This window comes from Sanguibacter inulinus (assembly GCF_013415325.1).
Taxonomy (GTDB): Bacteria; Actinomycetota; Actinomycetes; order Actinomycetales; family Cellulomonadaceae; genus Sanguibacter; species Sanguibacter inulinus.
In genome coordinates, this window is the sequence record NZ_JACBYE010000005.1 from 83186 (window position 1) to 101738 (window position 18553).

The window sequence follows — 18553 nt, forward strand, 5'->3', positions numbered from 1 at the left end:
ATCCACGAACCGGGTGCTCGGCGGGCACGTCCCGCCGACGCGACCAGGGGTCCGTCGCACAGCGGCAGGCGCACCGACGCACGGCGTCGGGCAGCAGCCTGCGGCGCGGTCCAGGTGGAGGCATCGAGACGGAGGCAGCTGTGAGCGGAACCGGTCGTGAAGGCGTCCCTGGTGGGACGCCCGCTCCCCGACGCACGCAGGGACTCCTCTTCGACGAGGACCTCCCTGACCTGGACGAGTCCATCGGCTACCGCGGTCCGACCGCGTGCCGTGCTGCTGGCATCACCTACCGCCAGCTCGACTACTGGGCCCGTACCGGTCTGGTCGAGCCCACGGTCCGTCCTGCGACAGGCTCTGGCACGCACCGTCTGTACAGCTTCCGGGACGTCCTCGTCCTCAAGGTCGTCAAGCGTCTGCTCGACACCGGGGTCTCGCTCCAGCAGATCCGCACCGCAGTGATGCACCTGCGTGAGCGCGGGGTCGACGACCTCGCACAGATCACCCTGATGAGCGACGGCGCCTCGGTCTACGAGTGCACCTCGGCCGACGAGGTCATCGACCTCGTGCAGGGCGGCCAGGGGGTCTTCGGGATCGCCGTCGGCCGTGTGTGGCGTGAGGTCGAGGGCACCCTCGCGACCCTGCCGACAGAGCGCCTCGAGCCGGCTGCAGCAGTCCCCGACGAGCTGTCGGCACGCCGCCAGGCCCGCACCGCCGGCTGACAGGGGCTGGCTGACCGAGCACCCCAGAGGCCCTGGCCGGACCAGGTCGGCACTGGGGCCACGGTCGCAGCGTCCGTTTCGGCGCCCGACTGATCGGCGCATGGCGGCTCAGGCGTGGAGCGTCTCAGACCTCCGACATCGCGCGCACAGCCCGGGCCAGCAGAGCGTCGAAGCCCTGCGCGAGCTCGCTCGCCGAGGTGCCGGGCCAGTCGTGGATCGCCCGACCAGCCCCTTGCGCCTGCTGCATGGCTGCGCGCTCGGGGATCGCGGGGGAGAGGATCAGCGGCCCGAACATGCCGTCGAGCTCCTGCTGGCGGTACGTCTGCTCGGAGGAGCGCGCCCGCACCCTGTTGACGACCACGCCGAGCGGCTGGAGCCCGGGCGCCGGGCCACGTCGCAGGGCGTCGATCGCCTGGAAGGCGCGCGCCGCAGCCGTGACGGAGAAGAGCCCGGGCTCGGTCACCACGAGGGCGCGGGTGCACGCCGTGAGTCCCTGCCGGGTCAGGCCACCGAGCGAGGGCGGGCAGTCGACGAGGACCAGGTCGTACTCGTCGAGGGGGCTCAGCGCGTTCGAGAGGTTCTGGAGCCTGTGCTCGTAGGTCGGACCGTCGTGACGGACCGACTCCGAGGACCCCACGAGGACGTCGAGCAGGTCGGGGTCCCAGGCTGACGAGGCGATCGCCGAGTCGACGACGTACCGGGCCGGGTTGTCCAGGACGGCTGCGACGTCCTGTGCCGCGGCACCTGTCGCGCCCAGGGCGAGGGTCGTATCCGCCTGGGGGTCGAGGTCGACGACCAGGGTGCGCATCTCCGCGGCCACGGCGGCGGAGGCGAGACCCAGGGTGACGGACGTCTTGCCGACGCCGCCCTTCAGACTGCAGACACCTAGCACTGGCACGCGGCAACTGTAGCGGTGCGAGGTGGTGGGACGAAAGGGCCCAGAGCCCTGCGACCAGGGGTGATCGGGTGCTTCCGGGCGATCACCGTCCGTGGGTCGGAAGGCTTCACCCACCTCGGGACTGTCCGTGGGAGGATCGGGCCAGCCGTCCAGGCTGTCGAGCCCCCGAACGATGGGATGTCTGCGTGTTCACCAAGGTGCTGGTCGCCAACCGAGCGGAGATCGCCGTGCGCGCCTTCCGTGCCGCCTACGAGATGGGTGCGCGCACCGTCGCGGTGTTCCCGCAGGAGGACCGCAACTCCGAGCACCGCCTCAAGGCCGACGAGTCGTACCTCATCGGCGACGAGGGGCACCCCGTCCGCGCGTATCTCGACATCGACGAGATCATCCGGGTCGCGAAGGGTGCTGGCGCCGACGCCGTGTACCCCGGCTACGGGTTCTTGTCCGAGAACCCTGACCTGGCCCGTGCCTGCGTCGACGCCGGGCTGACCTTCATCGGTCCACCCGCCGAGGTGCTCGAGCTCGCCGGCAACAAGGTCCGCGCGCTGCGAGCCGCACGGGAGGCGGGCATCCCCGTCCTCGAGTCGAGCGAGCCCTCGGCCGACCTCGACGAGCTCGTCGCAGCGGCCGAGCGCATCGGCTTCCCGATCTTCGCCAAGGCCGTCGCCGGTGGTGGTGGCCGTGGCATGCGCCGCGTCGACCGCCCCGAAGACCTGCGCGAGGCGCTCCAGGCGGCGATGCGGGAGGCCGACAGCGCCTTCGGCGACCCGACGATGTTCCTCGAGCAGGCCGTGCTGCGCCCGCGCCACATCGAGGTGCAGATCCTCGCGGACGGCAGCGGCGAGGTGGTGCACCTCTTCGAGCGCGACTGCTCGGTCCAGCGCCGGCACCAGAAGGTCATCGAGATCGCCCCGGCACCGAACCTCGACCCCGCGATCCGTGACGCGCTCTGCGCCGACGCCGTGAAGTTCGCCCGCGCCATCGGCTACCAGAACGCCGGGACCGTCGAGTTCCTGGTCGACACCGTGGGGGAGCGGGCCGGTCAGCACGTGTTCATCGAGATGAACCCGCGCATCCAGGTCGAGCACACGGTGACCGAAGAGGTCACCGACATCGACCTCGTCTCGTCGCAGATGCGGATCGCCGCAGGGGAGAGCCTCGCAGACCTCGGCATCCGGCAGGAGGACGTCCGGGTCAACGGCGCGGCCCTGCAGACGCGCATCACGACAGAAGACCCGGCGAACGGCTTCCGGCCGGACACCGGGCGCATCGTCGCCTACAGGTCCCCGGGCGGCGCAGGTGTGCGCCTCGACGGGGCCACGGCCACGGCCGGGTCTGAGATCTCCGGGCACTTCGACTCGATGCTCGTCAAGCTCACCTGCCGCGGCCGCGACTACCCGACGGCCGTGCGACGTGCTCGGCGTGCCCTCGCCGAGTTCCGCATCCGCGGCATCCGCACGAACATCCCCTTCCTCCAGGCCGTGCTGGCCGACGAGGCCTTCGTCGAGGGCGACGTCTCGACGTCGTTCATCGACGAGCGTCCGGAGCTCCTCGCCGCGCGGGAGAGCGCCGACCGTGGGACCCGTCTGCTCGCCTACCTCGGCGACGTCGTGGTCAACCAGCCGAACGGTGCCTCGACGGGCGCGATCGAGCCGAAGCACAAGCTCCCGGCCGTCGACGTGACCGAGCCTGCCGTCCCGGGCAGCAGGCAGCGCCTGCTCGAGCTCGGTCCCGAGGGATTCGCCCGCGCACTGCGCGATCAGACGGCGGTGGCGGTCACCGACACGACCTTCCGTGACGCGCACCAGTCGCTGCTGGCCACCCGCGTCCGCACGCACGACCTCGAGGTCGTCGCGCCCTACGTCGCACGGCTCACCCCCGAGCTGCTCTCGGTCGAGGCCTGGGGCGGGGCGACCTACGACGTCGCGCTCCGGTTCCTCGGTGAAGACCCCTGGGTGCGGCTCGCGAAGCTCCGTGCGGCGCTGCCGAACGTCGCGATCCAGATGCTGCTGCGCGGCCGGAACACCGTCGGGTACACCCCGTACCCGACCGAGGTGACCGAGGCCTTCGTCAAGGAGGCTGCGGCGACGGGCGTGGACATCTTCCGGATCTTCGACGCCCTCAACGACGTCGAGCAGATGGCCCCGGCGATCGCGGCCGTCCGGGCGACCGGGACCGCCGTCGCGGAGGTCGCGCTCTGCTACACGGGCAACCTGCTGGACCCGGACGAGACGCTCTACACCCTCGACTACTACCTCGCTCTGGCCGACAAGATCGTCGCGGCCGGTGCGCACGTCCTCGCGATCAAGGACATGGCCGGTCTGCTCCGCCCGGCCGCGGCCACGCGTCTCGTGACGGCGCTCCGCGAGCGCTTCGACCTGCCCGTCCACCTGCACACCCACGACACGAGCGGCGGGCAGATGGCCACGCTGCTGGCCGCGGTCGAGGCAGGTGTCGACGCCGTCGACGTGGCGAGCGCCGCGATGGCCGGCACCACGAGCCAGCCGTCGATGTCGGCGCTCGTCGCCGGGCTCGAGCACACCCCGCGCGACACGGGGCTGTCCCTGGCCGCGGTCTGCGACCTCGAGCCGTACTGGGAGGCCGTGCGCCGGCTGTACAGCCCCTTCGAGTCGGGGCTGTCGGGCCCGACAGGGCGTGTGTACACGCACGAGATCCCCGGTGGCCAGCTGTCGAACCTGCGCCAGCAGGCCATCGCGCTGGGTCTGGGTGACAGGTTCGAGCAGATCGAGTCGACCTACGGCGCGGCCGACCGGATCCTCGGGCGGCTCGTCAAGGTCACCCCGTCGTCGAAGGTGGTCGGTGACCTCGCGCTCCAGCTCGTCGCGCGCGGCGCGGACCCTGCGGACTTCGCGGAGAACCCTCAGGACTACGACATCCCCGACTCGGTCATCGCCTTCCTCGGCGGCGAGCTCGGCGACCCGCCCGGTGGCTGGCCCGAGCCCTTCCGGACGCGCGCCCTCGCCGGGCGGACGGTCCGGGCCGGGGTCACCCCGCTCTCTGACGAGGACCTCGCGGCCCTGGCGGGAGACTCGGCGCAGCGTCGGGACCGGCTCAACCAGCTGCTCTTCGCCGGTCCGACGAAGGACTTCCGCGCGACGCGCGCCGCCTACGGCGACGTGAGCGTCCTCGAGACGAGCACCTACCTGTACGGGCTGCAGCGCGGCGAGGAAGTCGAGATCGCCCTCGCCCGTGGGGTCCGGCTGCTGGTCGGGCTCGAGGCCGTGGGTGAACCTGACCTGCGCGGGATCCGCAGCGTGATGTTCACGCTCAACGGGCAGATCCGTCCGATCCCGGTGCGTGACCGCAGCATCGAGGTCTCGGGGTCCGTGGCAGACAAGGCAGACCCGCAGGTCCCAGGGCAGATCGGAGCACCTTTCGCGGGGGCCGTGACCCCTGTGGTCGCCGAGGGAGACAGGGTCGAGGCCGGCCAGACCGTGGCGACGGTCGAGGCGATGAAGATGGAGGCGGCGATCACCACCCCCGTCGAGGGCGTCGTCCAGCGGCTGGCGATCGGTGGGGTGCAGCAGCTCGAGGGCGGCGACCTCGTGCTCGTCGTCGGCTGACGAGCAGGTGCGGTCTCGCGTCGCGGCGGCGCGGGGAGTCTGTCCCCGCGTGCGCGGTGGCGTGGGGGAGTCAGTCCCCGCCTGCGCGGTGGCGCAGGTGAGCAGGGGTGTCTAGCGTGAAGGTCTGTCCCACCAGCTGAGGAGAGCATCATGAGCGAGAGCACAGTCCCCGAGCCGAGCGCCACCCCCGCGAGCGAGACCGACAGCCTGCAGGCTGCCGCCGAGGCCATCCGCGACGAGCACCCGGAGTACGACGAGGTGCCCGTCATCGAGGCCGACGAGACGGTGCCGCCGCGTCCTGAAGAGGAGATCGCCGACGCCGACAGGGTCTGACGACCACCTGACCGCACCACCACACCCTCCGAGGAGCGCTCCATGACTGACGGCCTGACGATCACCCGGACCTTCCCCGTCACCCCGGAGAGCGTGTTCGCGGCCTGGACGATGCCCGAGGTGTTCTCGGTGTGGTTCGGCACCGACGCCGTGGACGTCCCGCTCGACACCCTCTCGATGGACGTGCGCCCCGGCGGCGCGTGGAGCGCGGTCATGCACCTGCCCGACGGGCACCAGATCCACTGGGAGGGCACCTTCGTCGAGGTCGACCCGCCGAACCGGCTGGTCCTGACGATGACCGACGCGCCTGGGACCGATCCCGGGGCGCCGCTGACCGTCGACCTCGTCGCGGTCGAGGGCGGGACCGAGATGATCTTCACCCAGATGAACAGCGGGTTCACCGACGAGCAGTACGCCCAGCTCGCCGAGGGCTACCGGGGGTTCTTCGACACCATGGAGCGGGTGCTCACAGCAGAGGGCTGAGCGGGGTGAGCAGCAGCTCGCCGATCTTCGCGACGGGGGAGCGGGCCTCCCACGCGTCGAGCTGCAGCTCGCGGCAGTTGGTGAGGTCGAGGGCGAAGATGTCTTCCATCTGCGCGGCGATCCCCGTGTCGTAGATCGCCATGTTGATCTCGTAGTTGCCGGTGAGGCTGAGCCTGTCGATGTTCGCCGTGCCGATGGTCGTCCAGCGCCCGTCGACTGTCGCGGTCTTCGCGTGGACCATCGCGTTGCGGAACAACCAGATGGTCACACCGGCGCGGAGCAGCTGGGAGTAGAGCCCGCGGGACAGCCAGTCGGTGAGCACGTGGTTCGACGCCTCGGGGACGATGAGCCTGACGTCGACCCCGCGGCGCGCCGCGGCGACGAGGACCTCGAGCAGCTCACGGTCGGGGATGAAGTACGCCTGCGTGAGGTAGATGTGGCTCGTCGCCCTGCGGAAGGCCTCGAGGTACAGGTTGCGGATCGGGTAGACCCGACGGGCCGGCGCGTTGCGCGCAGCCTGGAAGCCCGGGACCCACGTGATGGTGCCGGGGGAGTCGATCGCCGGGTGCTTGTCCTTGCGGTTGAGGTTCCAGAAGTCGACGAAGGCGCTCGAGAGCTCCCACACCGCCGTCCCGGTGACCCGCAGGTGCGTGTCGCGCCACTGCGTCGCGTAGAGCGTGCCGATGTTGTACCCGCCGACGAACCCGACCTCGTCGTCGACGACCAAGATCTTGCGGTGGTCTCGGCCGGTGTGCTTGAGGTCCATGAGCAGCACCTGCGGGCGGAAGATCGGGTACTCCAAGACGTGGATGCCCTCGGGGAACCTGAAGAACGACCGGGGGACCACGGCGTTGGCGAAGCCGTCGTAGACCACGAAGACCTCGACGCCACGCTCGTGCGCCGCGATGAGCGCGTCCTTGAACTGGCGGCCGACCTCGTCGCCCTTCCAGATGTACGTCTCGATGAAGATGCGCTCGGTCGCGCCCTCGATCGCCTCGAGCATGGCGGCGTAGACGTCTTCACCGAAGGTGTAGATCGTGGTCCCTGTCGTCTCGACAGTCGAGCTCACGGGCCTCGAGTGCGGGAAGACCGCCTTGCGCGACTTCTTGCGCTTGGACCAGTGGTCGAGGGCCACGACGCCGCCGGCGACCACGAAGGGTGTGACGGCGGACAGGACGATGGCTCGCTTGAGCGTCTTCTGCGCAAATCGGATGGCTGTGTGCTCGAGGTCGTCCACACCGACGACCTTAGACGGCGGCGGGGCGTTCGGCCTGGTGACGCGCTGATCCGCGCCGTAGCGCTCGTCTAGCATGGGCTGGAGCGCACCACGGACGGGCGCGCGTCGTGGTCGCAGGGGAGGGGGTGGGGGCATATGGGCGTCGTCCCTAGCCTGGGGCCCGAGGACCTGCGGGTGAGTGCCTTCACGACGTCCACGCACGAGGTCGCGGCACGGATCTTCCTCCCTCTGCACGGCCCGGGCGACAGCCGGTGGCCCTGGGAGGGGCTCGTGGCCCAGGTCGCCGCGCAGGTCGCCGCGCTCGACGTCGCTCACGACGAGACGACGGGCGCGGCCGACAGCGTGCTGACGCCAGACGTGCGGTGGTCAGATCTCGAGCGTTGCCTGGAGTCGGTGGGGCGCACCGGTCTGAGGATGGCGTACGCCACGCCCGGACGGGTGTTCTCTGTCGCGCTCGCCGCTGTCCTCGGCGAGCACACCGCGACTCCGGACGAGTGCTGGTTCTTCCTGTGGGAGGGCTACGCCGGAGAGACCGACGGGCTCGACACCGGCTGTCCGCCGTGGCTCACCGGGTTGGCTCGACGGTCTGGAGGGTTGGTGCCGCACCGAGCACCGGTCTCGTGGCTCGGCGCCCGGACCGCGGACGACGAGCACCTGAGGCTGCCGGTGTTCGTGTGGCCGGACGACGGGTCGTTCTTGCTGGCCTGCCCGATCTACCACGACTCGCTGTACATCTCGTGCAGCACGGACCTGGTCGATCGCTTGCGTGAGGCCAGCTTCGAGGTGCTGCTCGTCGACCGTGACGCAGAGCTTCCGGGAGAGTGCGACTGAGGTCGAGCCTGGCCTCTCCATATCGCCACAATGTCATTGGGGGCCCGAAGGGTGTCATGGCGACCTACTACGAAGGCGTCACGTGGTGTCCTGACTGGGTCAAGGGGGCAGTCAACGCAGGGTAGCGGCGTGCGTCTCTCTTGTTCGCTGAACTCTCAGGATTGGATTGAAAGCCGTGGACGAGTCGATCGATGTGCAAGAGGTGCTCTCCCTGGCGAAGGAGAAGCTGGAGCATCCCGGGGCTGGGGTGGAATTCCGATTGAGATCCGTGGTCGCGGAAGCTGGCGAGCTTCAGATCACTTTCTGGTGGGAACACAATCCGACGATCTTCGGGGTGAAGCTTGCCATACCGAACTCGTCGAGGGATCCCATCTGGACTCGATGGGACCCCGGGACGATTGACGAGTGGGTCGAATACGCAGTTCGCGTCACCGTCATGGAGGAGCTGCTGACAGGCCTTACACGGAGAGCGCCTCGGAGCAGGAGCGAGGGAGTGACTTGGCTTGACCTGAAGGAGGATCCCGCCACCGCTGCGTTCCACATCCGTGACGTTGAACCTGGTGACTCGGACACGCGGAGACTCCAGGCAGCGGGCTTTGAGGCCGCGAGACCTCAGAGCGTCAGGGAGGAGGGGAGGCTGCTCCTGTGGCGATACGCAATCTCCACGGACCAGTCGGGCCACATTCTCGGAGCGATATCCGTAGAGTCTGGAGATCCGCCCGCCGTGTGCAGCTTTGACGTCGCGTCCGGCGTCACCCACGAAGTCACGCGAGCGTTGCTGATGGACGCTGTGTATGCCGTGGAAGATCTGGGCTGGTCAACAGTTGTCGCGCATCACGGTCCCGAATGGCTGACGTCTTGGGGGTTCGCTGCCGATGACGCAGGCGTGCTGGTTCTGGACTCGTCTTCGTCGTGAGGCGGCGGCTGTCGTCGACATCTGTCGGAGGGTCGACCCGGCAAGATCTCGCCGGGTCGGCTCTCCGGAGAGGGTCGTGGGGGCCAGACGATCGCCATAATGTCATAACGTACATTATCGGCGTTACGGGGAAGTAGCCGAGAGGGGCTCTGATCAGGCCGTTCTCGTGGCGGTCCGAAGCTTCGACGATGACCTCGACCATGCCTCTAGACCGTACTGACGCGGCTCCCTACAGTGAACCTCATGGGACGGTTGATCTACTCCATGATCTCGTCGCTCGACGGGTATGCGTCGGACGCCTCGGGCAACACCGACTGGGGCGCCAGCACCGACGAGCAGCTGCACGACTTCATCGCGGAGAAGTTCGCGTCTGCGACCACGTATCTGTACGGCCGGCGCATCTACGAGATGATGACGTTCTGGGAGACGGCGCTCGACGACCCGTCGCACCCAGACTTCGTCAGGCGCTTCGCGACGGTGTGGCAGAGCGCCGAGAAGATCGTCTACTCGACGACGCTCGACTCCACCTCGACGGCCAAGACGACCCTCGAACGTACGTTCGACCCCCAGGCTGTGCGGGCGATGGTCGACGCCCTCGACCACGACGTCACCATCGAAGGCCCGACGCTCGCGGCCCACGCCCTGCGCGCTGGGATCGTCGACGAGGTCCAGCCCTACGTCTCCCCCGTGTCGGTCGGCGACGGTCTGCGGTTCTTGCCCGCTGACCTGCCGCTGAACCTCGACCTGCTCGACGACCACCGCTTCGACAGCGGGGTGGTCTGGCTCCGCTACGCCGTCCGCAAGGACTGACGGCGTTCTCGCGAGCAGAAGAACGGCGCGACTCCCCTGCTGCGTGCTTGCGACTCCCCCGCTGGGCCGTCGCGGTCAGGCTGCCCCGCCCTGCTCGACGGCCCCGCCCTGCTCGACGAGGGTCGCGAGCGCCGCGGTGACAGTGCCCCAGCCGTCGAAGAACCCGAGGTCTTCGTGCAGGCGGCGCTGTGCAGGGTCGCCGTGCCGCACGACGGCCGTGTAGGCGGTCCCTTCGGGGTGGTCGACCAGGATGATCTCTGCGGTCATCGAGACAGGCTCGGGCCGGGTCGGGCGCCACGAGCTGTTGACGGCGTTCGTGAAGACCAGCCGGTGACCCTCGTCGACGACCAGGAACACCGTGTCGGTGTGCGGGACGAAGGTCGCCCCGTCCTCGCTCATCTGGGTGACGAAGCCGCCGCCCGGGCGCACGTCCAGGGTGTCGACGCGCGTGACCATCGGTGCAGGGATCCACCAGCGTTCCAGCAGTGCGGGCTCCGTCCAGGCGCGCCACACGCTGGACCGTGGGCCGTGGATCACACGTTCGATGGTGAGGTCGAGCTCAGGGTCGATCGTCGGCGTGGTCATGGTGTCTCCTCCAGGTGGGTCACGAGGTCTTCGAGGCGGTCCGTGCGGTCGGCCCACAGTCGCCGCTGGTCCGACAACCAGTCGTCGACCACGGCCAGACGTGACCTGTCGAGCGTGCACATCCGTACGCGGCCTGACTTCTCGGTCTGGATGAGGCCGCAGGACTCGAGGGTCCGCACGTGCTTCATGAACGAGGGGAGGGTGATCGGGTGCGGGCGGGCGAGCTCCCCCACGCTCGCAGGGCCGCGACCGAGGTGCCGCACGACCTGACGCCTCGTCGGGTCCGAGAGGGCGACGAAGATCTCGTCGAGAGTGTCTGCGTGCTGGCTCATCTGTGCAGCATACGCATACTTAGCCCCCAGGCATAGTGTTAGAGATGGGACAGCGGCTCAGCCACGGGCCTCGACGGCATCCGTGAGCCAGCCGTCGACGATCCCACCCAGCACCGAGGGCGCTTCGTGGGGCAGCGCGTGCCCGGCACCGTCGACCACCACGAGCGTCGCGCGGGGATACCGGCCCAGCAGGTCGATCGCCGAGGCGTAGCCGACGGTCGAGTCCTGGCGCCCTGCGACGACGAGCACCGGACCTGCGTAGGTCTCGTCGCTGGTCGCCAGCTCCCAGCGCGCTCCGATGCGCTCGGCCGTGGGGGCGTCGACCGCGGCGACCCCAGGTGCGACGACCTCCCTGTACCGCGCGAGCATGGCCGGGGTCTGGACCACGAAGTACGCGCGGAAATCGGCGTCACCCAGGTCGTCGTCAGCCACGACGGGCTGGAGCGGCGGGACGTCGTGCCTGCCTGGCAGCAGCGGGCACACGAGCACGAGACCGGCGACGCGCTGGGGCGCCCGGTCGGCGAGGGCGTGGGCGTAGTAGGCGCCGGCGGAGTGCCCGGCGAGGATCAGCGGCCTGTCCCCCACGATCTCGTCTACCAGCGCGGTCAGGACGTCGAGGACGTCCTCTGCGCTGCTCACGGTCTCGGCGGTCTGCGTCAGTCCTGCGCCGGGCAGGTCGGGGTACAGCCGCCGGAGCCCACCGTGCCGGGCGAGCGCAGGGTCGAAGGCCGCGAGAGTCTCGCGGTGGTCGACGCCCGCGCCGTGCAGCACGAGCACGGGCCGACCCTGGCCGCGCTCGACGTAGTGCACCCTCGTCCCGCGGACGTCGTACTCCATGGTGCGAGCGTACGACCACGACCACGACCACGGCCCGTCATCGGCCGCGAGGCAGGCTGCCCGGTCCAGCCCGGCGAGCACCGGGCACCCCGCACTGGGGGCACCGAGCCAGGTCCGACGCGCGACGTCCGTGGCCCCGTGGCACCCTGGGCGGGGTGACGACGACGCCCACAGCGCCCGCCCAGGTCCAGCTCGGTCCATGGTCTGTGGGCTCCCCAGCCAGGCTGCTCGCCGCAGCGCTCGTCTGCGGCTCGGCCGTCCTGATCTTCGCCGTGCACGTCAGACCTCTCGGCTTCGTCCCGCTCGTCTTGGGCATCGCGCTCGCGCTCGCCGTGGACCGCCGGCTCGGACGGGACCTCGGCCTGATCGGTCTCGGCATGGCGATCATCTCGACGATCTCCCTCCAAGCCGACCTCTCCGACGCTGGCATGCTGCGCTTCACGATCGCGCTGTCCCTCGCCGTGCTCGTGCCGTGGGGGCTCTCCCGCTGGGTGTTCGGGCAGCGGTCGATCACGTTCCCTGTCGCGACGGGTCGACGCTGGACCCGCCTGCAGATCGTCTACCTCGTCGCTGTCGTCGTCATCGGCTACCTGATCCTCCCGCCGTACTTCATCGGGTCGGGGGCGTACCAGAACTGGCCCGACCTCGACGGCGACCAGGACATCGCGCGGCTGTTCCTCGGTGTCAACGCCGTAGGGATCTGGGACGAGCTGTTCTTCATCTGCACGGTCTTCGCCCTGCTGCGCGCGCACTTCGGGCCCTGGACCGCGAACGTCCTGCAGTCGGTCGTCTTCGTCTCGTTCCTGTGGGAGCTCGGCTACCGCGAGTGGGGCCCGTTGCTGACTGTGCCCTTCGCGCTCGTGCAGGGCTGGATCTTCGCCAAGAGCGCGTCGCTGACCTACGTGGTGGCGGTGCACCTCCTCTTCGACCTCGTCGTCTTCGGTGTCCTCGTGCACGCCCACCACCCGGAGCTCTTCGACGTCTTCGTCACGTCGCCCGGCTGACCTGGACCAGACGGCCGGCCGCTCCCCCTACGATGTGGTGAGTCGCAGGCCGCCCAGGACTGCCCGGACGCGAGGAGCACGCAGGTCATGGCAGCGACGATCCGTGACCTGGCCGCCCTCGCCGGGGTCTCCCCGTCCACCATCTCGCGGGCGTTCTCCAGGCCGGAGAAGGTCGACGAGACGACGCGCGACCGCATCCTGACGCTCGCCGAGCAGATCGGCTACGTGCCGAGCAGGGCAGCCCGCACGCTCAAGACCGGGCGCACCGGCGCGCTCGGCATCGTCGTCCCCGACCTGTCGAACCCGTTCTTCTCCGACATCGTCCGGGGCGTGCAGCACCGCGCCCGTGACGTCGGGTACTCCGTCCTGCTCGCGGACAGCGACGAAGACCCGACGACCGAGGTCGAGCTGGTGACGACCCTCGCGCGGAACGTCGACGCCCTCGTGCTCTGCTCGCCCCGCATGAGCGACACCGAGCTCGCTGCAGCCGCCAGGCTGCAACCGATGGTCCTGGTCAACCGCGGCGCCGGTGCCGACGCGCCGGGCGCCGTGCCACCCGTGACCTTCGACAACGCGGGCGGCGTGCGGCAGGCCGTAGAGCACCTCCAAGGGCTCGGGCACCGCGACATCGGGTTCGTCTCGGCGACAGGGAGCAGCCGGTCCAACGCAGACCGTCGTCAGGCCTTCCACGTCGCGACGCACGAGCACGGCCTGTCCGGCGTCGAGATCGGCACCTTCGCGCCCACCGTCGACGGTGGAGCGAGCGCCGCTGACGCCACGATGCGCTCCGGCGTGAGCGCAGTCCTCGTGTCCAACGACGTCATGGCGGTGGGCCTGCTGGCCCGGCTCGTCCGGCAGGGTGTCGACGTCCCGGGTGAGATCAGCGTGGTCGGTTTTGACGACATCGTCATGGCCGGCCTGATCACCCCCGCCCTCACATCGGTGGCGATCCCCTTGCGGCACGCGGGTGCCGTCGCGGTCGACCGGCTGCACGCGCACCTGTCCGGGGAGAGGCCCCAGGGCCCGCCGCTCGACATCCCCACGTCTCTGGTGGTCAGGGAGAGCACAGGACCGCGGCCTCACGCCGGAGCGTGAGACCGCGGTCGATCGCGGGTGGGGCCAGCCCCGTCAGCCGACGGTGGTCTCGGCGAGCACCCTGGCGAGGGTGGCGCGTGCACCCTCGGTCGTGAGCGACTCGACCATCTCTGCGGTGCGAGCGATCAGCACGTCAGCCTCGACCGGGTCGAGCCCTGCGGCAAGGTCGAGACCACGGACAGCTCGCCCGACCCACACGGCAGCCTCGTCAGCTCCGTCCCCGGCGCCTCCGTCCCCACCGGCACCGGGTCCGCCGGCGAGCAGCGCCAGTGCACCGGCGTCGTCCACGGGGACGAAGCCCGGGACGGCGGCCGCCCCGGACTGCAGCAGCAGCACAGCGGCGAGCGAGAGCACGGTGAGCTGTGCGCTCTCCCCCGCCCGGACCCTGTCGACGTAGACCGGGAGGTTCCGGGTGCGCCACTTCGAGACGGCGTTGAGCGCGATGTCCGCCAGTCGGTGGTGCAAGAACGGGTTGCCAAAACGCTCGAGGATCCCGGCCGCGAACTCGCGGAGGACCTCAGGCTCCCCGTCGATGGTCGGCAGGACCTCGTCGGCCACGAGCTCGTCGACGTAGCGCCGGACAGCCGGGTCCTCGAAGGCCTCTCGCACGCTCTCGTGTCCCAGCTGGAGCCCGACGGCGCTGAGGGCAGTGTGAGAGCCGTTGAGCACCCGGACCTTCTGGGCGCGGAACGGCGCGATGTCCTCCATGAACCGCACGTCGAGCCCGGCCTTGTCGAGGGGCAGCACCTCACGCACAGCCTCTCCCCCGCTGATCGCCCACACGTGGAAGTACTCACCCTTGACGACGACCTGGTCGTCGAAGCCTGTCTCGGCCTGGATACGGGCGATGTCGTCACGCGGGAAGCCCGGGACGATGCGGTCGACGAGGGTGTCGCTGAAGGTGCAGCACTCTCGGACCCACTGCTGGAACTCCTCGGACAGACCGGCGGCGGCCGCGTGCCGCAGCACGTACTCCCGCAGGGTCGACCCGTTGTCCTCGATGAGCTCGCACGGGACGATCGCGAGCCCCTTGGTGGGGTCACCACCGAAGTGCTCGAACCTGTCGTGCAGCAGGGCCGTGACCTTGAGCGGGAAGGAGGCTGGCGGACGGGCGGTGATGTCGTCGTCCTCGACCCAGACGATCCCCGCCTCGGTCGTGTTCGACACCAGGACCCGCAGGTCCGCGCCCAGGTAGAGGTCCCTGTAGCGCTCGAACTCGGTGTGCGCGGCGACGACCTCCTGGACGCACTCGACCCGGGTGATCTCGCGGACAGGCTGCCCGTCCTTGATGCCCTCGAGCGTGACGTGGAAGAGCCCGTCCTGCGCTCGCAGCAGCTCGAAGGCGGGGTCGGGCCGGTCTGTCACGTGGACGACTGCGACACCGGCGTCCATGACGCCAGCCTCGTCGGCGACGTGGATCATCCAGTCGACGAAGCCGCGCAGGAAGTTCCCGCCGCCCATCTGGAGCACGGTGACAGGTCGGGCTGTGCGGCGGACCGTGGTGCTGTCGAGCGGCTGCATGGGTGTGTCCTCTGGGTCGTCGGTCGATGGCGTGCGGGAGCCGGGCGCGGCTGTGGTCCCGGGCGCCTGGGTCGTCGGTTCAGCCCTGCGGGCGCTCACGTGACGGTGCCGAGCTGCCACGGCACGAACTCGTCCTGACCGAGCCCGAGCTCTTCGCTCGCCGTCGTGCGGCCCGAGGCCACGGCGATGATCCACTCGAAGATCTCCAGCCCGACCTCCGCGAGGGTCGAGGTGCCGTCGACGATGCGACCGCAGTTGAGGTCCATGTCGTCCGACATCCGCTCGAACATCTCCGTGTTCGTCGCGAGCTTGATGGTCGGTGCCGGACGGGAGCCGAGGACAGACCCACGGCCCGTGGTGAAGCAGACGACCGTCGCTCCCCCGGCGACCAGGCCCGTCACCGACACGGGGTCGTACCCGGGGCTGTCCATGAAGCCGAGACCGCGGGTCGTCATCGGCTCGGCGTACTGGTAGACGGCCGAGAGGTCGGCGTGACCGGCCTTGGCGACGGCACCGAGAGACTTCTCGAGGATGGTCGTCAGACCGCCCTCCTTGTTCCCGGGCGACGGGTTGTTGTCCAGGCTGCCGCCGCCCTCCTCGGCGTACTTCTCCCACCAGCTGATCCGCTCGAGGAGCGTCCGGGCGACGTCTTCGGACACGGCCCGCCGAGTGAGGAGGTGCTCGGCCCCGTAGACCTCAGGGGTCTCGGCGAGGACCGAGGTGGCGCCAGCCGCGACCAGGAGGTCTGAGGCGTAGCCGAGGGCCGGGTTCGCGGTGATGCCCGAGTAGCCGTCTGACCCTCCGCAGTTGAGACCGAGCACGAGCTCGGAGATCGGCGCGGGCGCGCGACGACGGGTGTCGAGGATCGGCAGCATCGCCGCGACAGCCTTGACGCCGGCCTCGACCGTCGCGCGGATGCCGCCCTGGTCCTGGATGGTGAGGGACTCCACGAGGGTGTCTGTGGCGATGGGCAGCGTGTCGGTGATCGACTGGACCTGGATCATCTCGCAGCCGAGCCCGAGGACCAGCAGCCCGCTGACGTTGGGGTGCGCGGCGTAGCCGTGCAGGGTCCGCTGGAACATCGTCCCGCCCGACGACGCCGGGATCATGCCGCAGCCGCTCTGGTGGGTCAGCGCGACGACTCCGTCGATGTTCGGGTAGTCCACGAGCAGCGGGGTGACCTTGTCCGCGATCATCCGGGCTGTCGAGGCCGAGCAGTTGACGGAGGTGAGGATCGCGACGTAGCTGCGGGTGCCGACACGACCGTCGGCGCGGTGGTACCCGTCGAAGGTCCGGGTCGGGCCTGTCGGGACGGGTAGCTCGGTGTGGACCGTCGCGAGCTCGTGCTCTGCGGCGGCGGCGTCCATGCCGAGGTTGTGGACGTGGACGTGGTCACCCGCGACGACAGGAGCCGTCGCCCGCCCGATCGACTGGCCGTACTTGTGGACCTGCCCGCCGGCGGGGACGTCCCGCACCGCGAGCTTGTGGCCGCGCGGGACGTCGGACCGCAGGACCAGGGTGTCGTCGTCTGCGGTGAGTCGCGTCCCTGCGTGGAGGTCGCGGATCGCCACGACGACCTCGTCTCCCTCCGCCAGGCGCAGGGTGCAGTCGGCTAGGGCGAGGGTGCTGCTGGTCAGGCGCGACGGGCCGTCGTCGCCGAGAACGCTGGTCCCGGTCGAGCCGGTGGGGGTGCCCATGTCGTGGGTGCCGCCGGCGTGGGCGATGACGTCGGGGGCTGCGGGTTCTGGTGCGGGGGTGGTGCTTGTCACGGAGAGCTCCTGTGCTCGGGATGGGTGGGCTGGTTCGCCTGAGGCCTCACGCGCTCCTCGCGCGTCAGCGGGCACCTGGCTCGTCGGAGACCGCTGTCGCCGCCTCGCGCTCGCGGGTCTCGGCGACGAGCTCGGTGATGCGCTTGTCGGTCAACGGGTAGAGGAAGAACAGCACGGCGCCGGCGATGGTCAGCGCGATGCACGGGTAGAGCGTCTGGAGCGACTTGATCCCCTGGAGGATTCCGTCAGCCTGGTCCGCCATCGCCGGGTCGGAGGTGAACTTCGGGACGTAGCCGATGAGGGACAGCCCGAACCCTGCGGCGCCGCCGGCGACGGCCTGGGCGATCTTCCGGGAGAAGTTGAACATCGAGTACGTGATGCCCTCGCGGCGGACGCCGGAGCGCCAGTGCCCGTAGTCGATCGCGTCGGAGACGAGAGCCCAGGTGATCCCGTTGGGCAGGGCGATCCCGACGAAGGAGAGGCTGTACAGGATGGTGAACACCACGGTGTTGGTCGGCAGCAGGAAGTTGAGCCCGTCGGCGACCGCCGCCAGCGCGAAGCCGGAGATCGCCACCTGCTTCTTGCCGAAGCGCTTGACCAGGAAGGGGATCGTGAGGATGGCGAGGATCGACGAGCCGATGCCGAAGAAGTTCACGACAGACAGCAGGTCCTGGTTCTGCAGGTTGTAGTCGGTGAAGTAGACGATCATCGCGGGCTTGATGTTGTACGCCGAGATGGAGAACACCGTCATGAGGATGAGGACGAGGAGCGCCCGGTTCTGGCCGATGGTGGTCGCGAAGCCCCGGAGCGTGATCTTCTCGGTCGACCGTGCGACCGGGACCACCTCGCGGGTGCCGCGGAAGGTCGCGTAGAAGCCCATGATCCCTACGACAGCCATCGCTCCGGCGGCTGTCGCGAATCCGACGCGCTCGTTGTCGAAGGCGTGCACGATCGGCATGAAGGCGATGCCGGTGACGAGCAGGGCGGTGACCGAGCCTGCCTGGCGGAACGAGGCCAGCTGGGCGCGCTGCTCGGGGTCTTGTGTCATCACGGAGGCGAGCGAGCCGTAGGGCACGTTGGTGAAGGAGTACAGGACGCCCCACGCCATGTACGACCCGTAGGCGTAGACGAGGTTGACGCCGTCGGTGCCGCCGGGCGTGAGGAACGTGACGACGGTGAGGATGGCGAGCGCGATCGAGGAGTACATCATCACGGGCTTGAAGCGTCCGTGGCGGCCGCCGCCCTTGCGCTGGTCGACGAAGATCCCGGCGACGGGGTCCATGAAGGCGTCGAAGATCTTGGTGAAGACGAAGACGCCGGCTGCTGCGGCCGGGTGGATGCCGGCGACGTCGGTGTAGAACTTGAGCAGATAGGCCTGTCCGAGGTCGAACATGAAGCCGTTGCCCATGTCGCCGAGGCCGTAGGCGATCTTGGAGCGGAGCGAGAGCTTGCCGTGCAGGTCGGCTGCGGGACGCGAGCTGGGCGGCGCTGCCTCAGGTGCGGAGGTCATGGGGGTCCTTGGGTGCTAGGAAGGGGGCTTCGAGGGGGGATTCGCGGGGTGCAGTGCGGTTCCCGGGCCGTCGACGCTGTGGCCGACGA

General features: G+C 69.7%; 17 protein-coding genes. 9 read left to right on the forward strand and 8 right to left on the reverse strand.

Annotation, left to right across the window (positions count from 1 at the left end; translation table 11 throughout):
* The first annotated feature begins 140 nt into the window (after window positions 1-140).
* Entirely contained in the window at window positions 141-719 is a 579-nt protein-coding gene (locus HZZ10_RS03570) for a MerR family transcriptional regulator (RefSeq protein WP_179912435.1), read from the forward strand.
* Window positions 720-843: 124 nt separating this feature from the next.
* Here HZZ10_RS03570 and HZZ10_RS03575 read toward each other — a convergent pair whose 3' ends face one another.
* Window positions 844-1617: a ParA family protein gene (locus HZZ10_RS03575; RefSeq protein WP_179912436.1), complete on the reverse strand. Its 774-nt coding sequence runs from the start codon at window positions 1615-1617 to the stop codon at window positions 844-846.
* Window positions 1618-1802: 185 nt separating this feature from the next.
* On the opposite strand from HZZ10_RS03575, the gene HZZ10_RS03580 reads away from it, so the two are divergent.
* From HZZ10_RS03580 to HZZ10_RS03590, 3 genes are all read left to right on the forward strand, one after another.
* Entirely contained in the window at window positions 1803-5201 is a 3399-nt protein-coding gene (locus HZZ10_RS03580) for a pyruvate carboxylase (protein ID WP_179912437.1), read from the forward strand.
* A gap of 150 nt (window positions 5202-5351) precedes the next feature.
* Complete coding sequence (locus HZZ10_RS03585; RefSeq protein ID WP_056132738.1) at window positions 5352-5534, forward strand: hypothetical protein; 183 nt, start codon at window positions 5352-5354, stop codon at window positions 5532-5534.
* Between the two features lie 42 nt (window positions 5535-5576).
* Window positions 5577-6017: an SRPBCC family protein gene (locus HZZ10_RS03590; protein WP_179912438.1), complete on the forward strand. Its 441-nt coding sequence runs from the start codon at window positions 5577-5579 to the stop codon at window positions 6015-6017.
* Here the strand turns inward: HZZ10_RS03590 and HZZ10_RS03595 are convergent.
* Window positions 6001-7329: a phospholipase D-like domain-containing protein gene (locus HZZ10_RS03595; RefSeq protein WP_228086963.1), complete on the reverse strand. Its 1329-nt coding sequence runs from the start codon at window positions 7327-7329 to the stop codon at window positions 6001-6003. The genes HZZ10_RS03590 and HZZ10_RS03595 overlap by 17 nt on opposite strands.
* A gap of 99 nt (window positions 7330-7428) precedes the next feature.
* Here HZZ10_RS03595 and HZZ10_RS03600 point away from each other — a divergent pair, with 99 nt between their 5' ends.
* The 3 genes from HZZ10_RS03600 to HZZ10_RS03610 all read left to right on the forward strand — a co-directional run bounded on the left by HZZ10_RS03600 (window position 7429) and on the right by HZZ10_RS03610 (window position 9811).
* The gene (locus HZZ10_RS03600) at window positions 7429-8085 is read left to right on the forward strand and encodes a hypothetical protein (protein WP_179912439.1); all 657 of its coding nucleotides are present in this window, start codon (window positions 7429-7431) and stop codon (window positions 8083-8085) included.
* 175 nt (window positions 8086-8260) lie between these two features.
* Window positions 8261-9001: a hypothetical protein gene (locus tag HZZ10_RS03605; protein ID WP_179912440.1), complete on the forward strand. Its 741-nt coding sequence runs from the start codon at window positions 8261-8263 to the stop codon at window positions 8999-9001.
* A 243-nt stretch (window positions 9002-9244) separates the two neighbouring features.
* Window positions 9245-9811 carry a dihydrofolate reductase family protein gene (locus tag HZZ10_RS03610; RefSeq protein ID WP_179912441.1) on the forward strand — a complete coding sequence of 189 codons (567 nt, stop codon included), beginning with the start codon at window positions 9245-9247 and terminating at the stop codon, window positions 9809-9811.
* Between the two features lie 75 nt (window positions 9812-9886).
* On the opposite strand, the gene HZZ10_RS03615 is transcribed toward HZZ10_RS03610, so the two are convergent.
* The 3 genes from HZZ10_RS03615 to HZZ10_RS03625 are packed head-to-tail and all read right to left on the reverse strand — an operon-like array spanning window position 9887 to window position 11565.
* Window positions 9887-10396 (reverse strand): SRPBCC domain-containing protein, encoded by a 510-nt coding sequence (locus HZZ10_RS03615; RefSeq protein ID WP_179912442.1) that lies wholly within the window; start codon window positions 10394-10396, stop codon window positions 9887-9889.
* Entirely contained in the window at window positions 10393-10728 is a 336-nt protein-coding gene (locus tag HZZ10_RS03620) for an ArsR/SmtB family transcription factor (RefSeq protein WP_179912443.1), read from the reverse strand. Before HZZ10_RS03620 ends, HZZ10_RS03615 begins: the two co-directional genes overlap by 4 nt.
* Before the next feature lie 57 nt (window positions 10729-10785).
* Window positions 10786-11565, reverse strand: coding sequence for an alpha/beta fold hydrolase (locus tag HZZ10_RS03625; RefSeq protein WP_179912444.1), 780 nt, complete (start codon window positions 11563-11565; stop codon window positions 10786-10788).
* Window positions 11566-11771: 206 nt separating this feature from the next.
* Here HZZ10_RS03625 and HZZ10_RS03630 point away from each other — a divergent pair, with 206 nt between their 5' ends.
* Window positions 11772-12569: a CPBP family intramembrane glutamic endopeptidase gene (locus HZZ10_RS03630; protein ID WP_179912470.1), complete on the forward strand. Its 798-nt coding sequence runs from the start codon at window positions 11772-11774 to the stop codon at window positions 12567-12569.
* 87 nt (window positions 12570-12656) lie between these two features.
* A complete protein-coding gene (locus HZZ10_RS03635; RefSeq protein ID WP_179912445.1) occupies window positions 12657-13664 on the forward strand; it encodes a LacI family DNA-binding transcriptional regulator in 1008 nt (335 codons plus the stop codon).
* 33 nt (window positions 13665-13697) lie between these two features.
* Here HZZ10_RS03635 and HZZ10_RS03640 read toward each other — a convergent pair whose 3' ends face one another.
* The 3 genes from HZZ10_RS03640 to HZZ10_RS03650 all read right to left on the reverse strand — a co-directional run bounded on the left by HZZ10_RS03640 (window position 13698) and on the right by HZZ10_RS03650 (window position 18464).
* A complete protein-coding gene (locus tag HZZ10_RS03640) occupies window positions 13698-15185 on the reverse strand; it encodes a tagaturonate reductase (RefSeq protein WP_179912446.1) in 1488 nt (495 codons plus the stop codon).
* A gap of 95 nt (window positions 15186-15280) precedes the next feature.
* Complete coding sequence (locus HZZ10_RS03645; RefSeq protein ID WP_308507472.1) at window positions 15281-16954, reverse strand: UxaA family hydrolase; 1674 nt, start codon at window positions 16952-16954, stop codon at window positions 15281-15283.
* 64 nt (window positions 16955-17018) lie between these two features.
* On the reverse strand, window positions 17019-18464 hold the full coding sequence (locus HZZ10_RS03650; RefSeq protein WP_179912447.1) for a glycoside-pentoside-hexuronide (GPH):cation symporter: 1446 nt from the start codon (window positions 18462-18464) through the stop codon (window positions 17019-17021).
* Window positions 18465-18553: the final 89 nt, after the last annotated feature.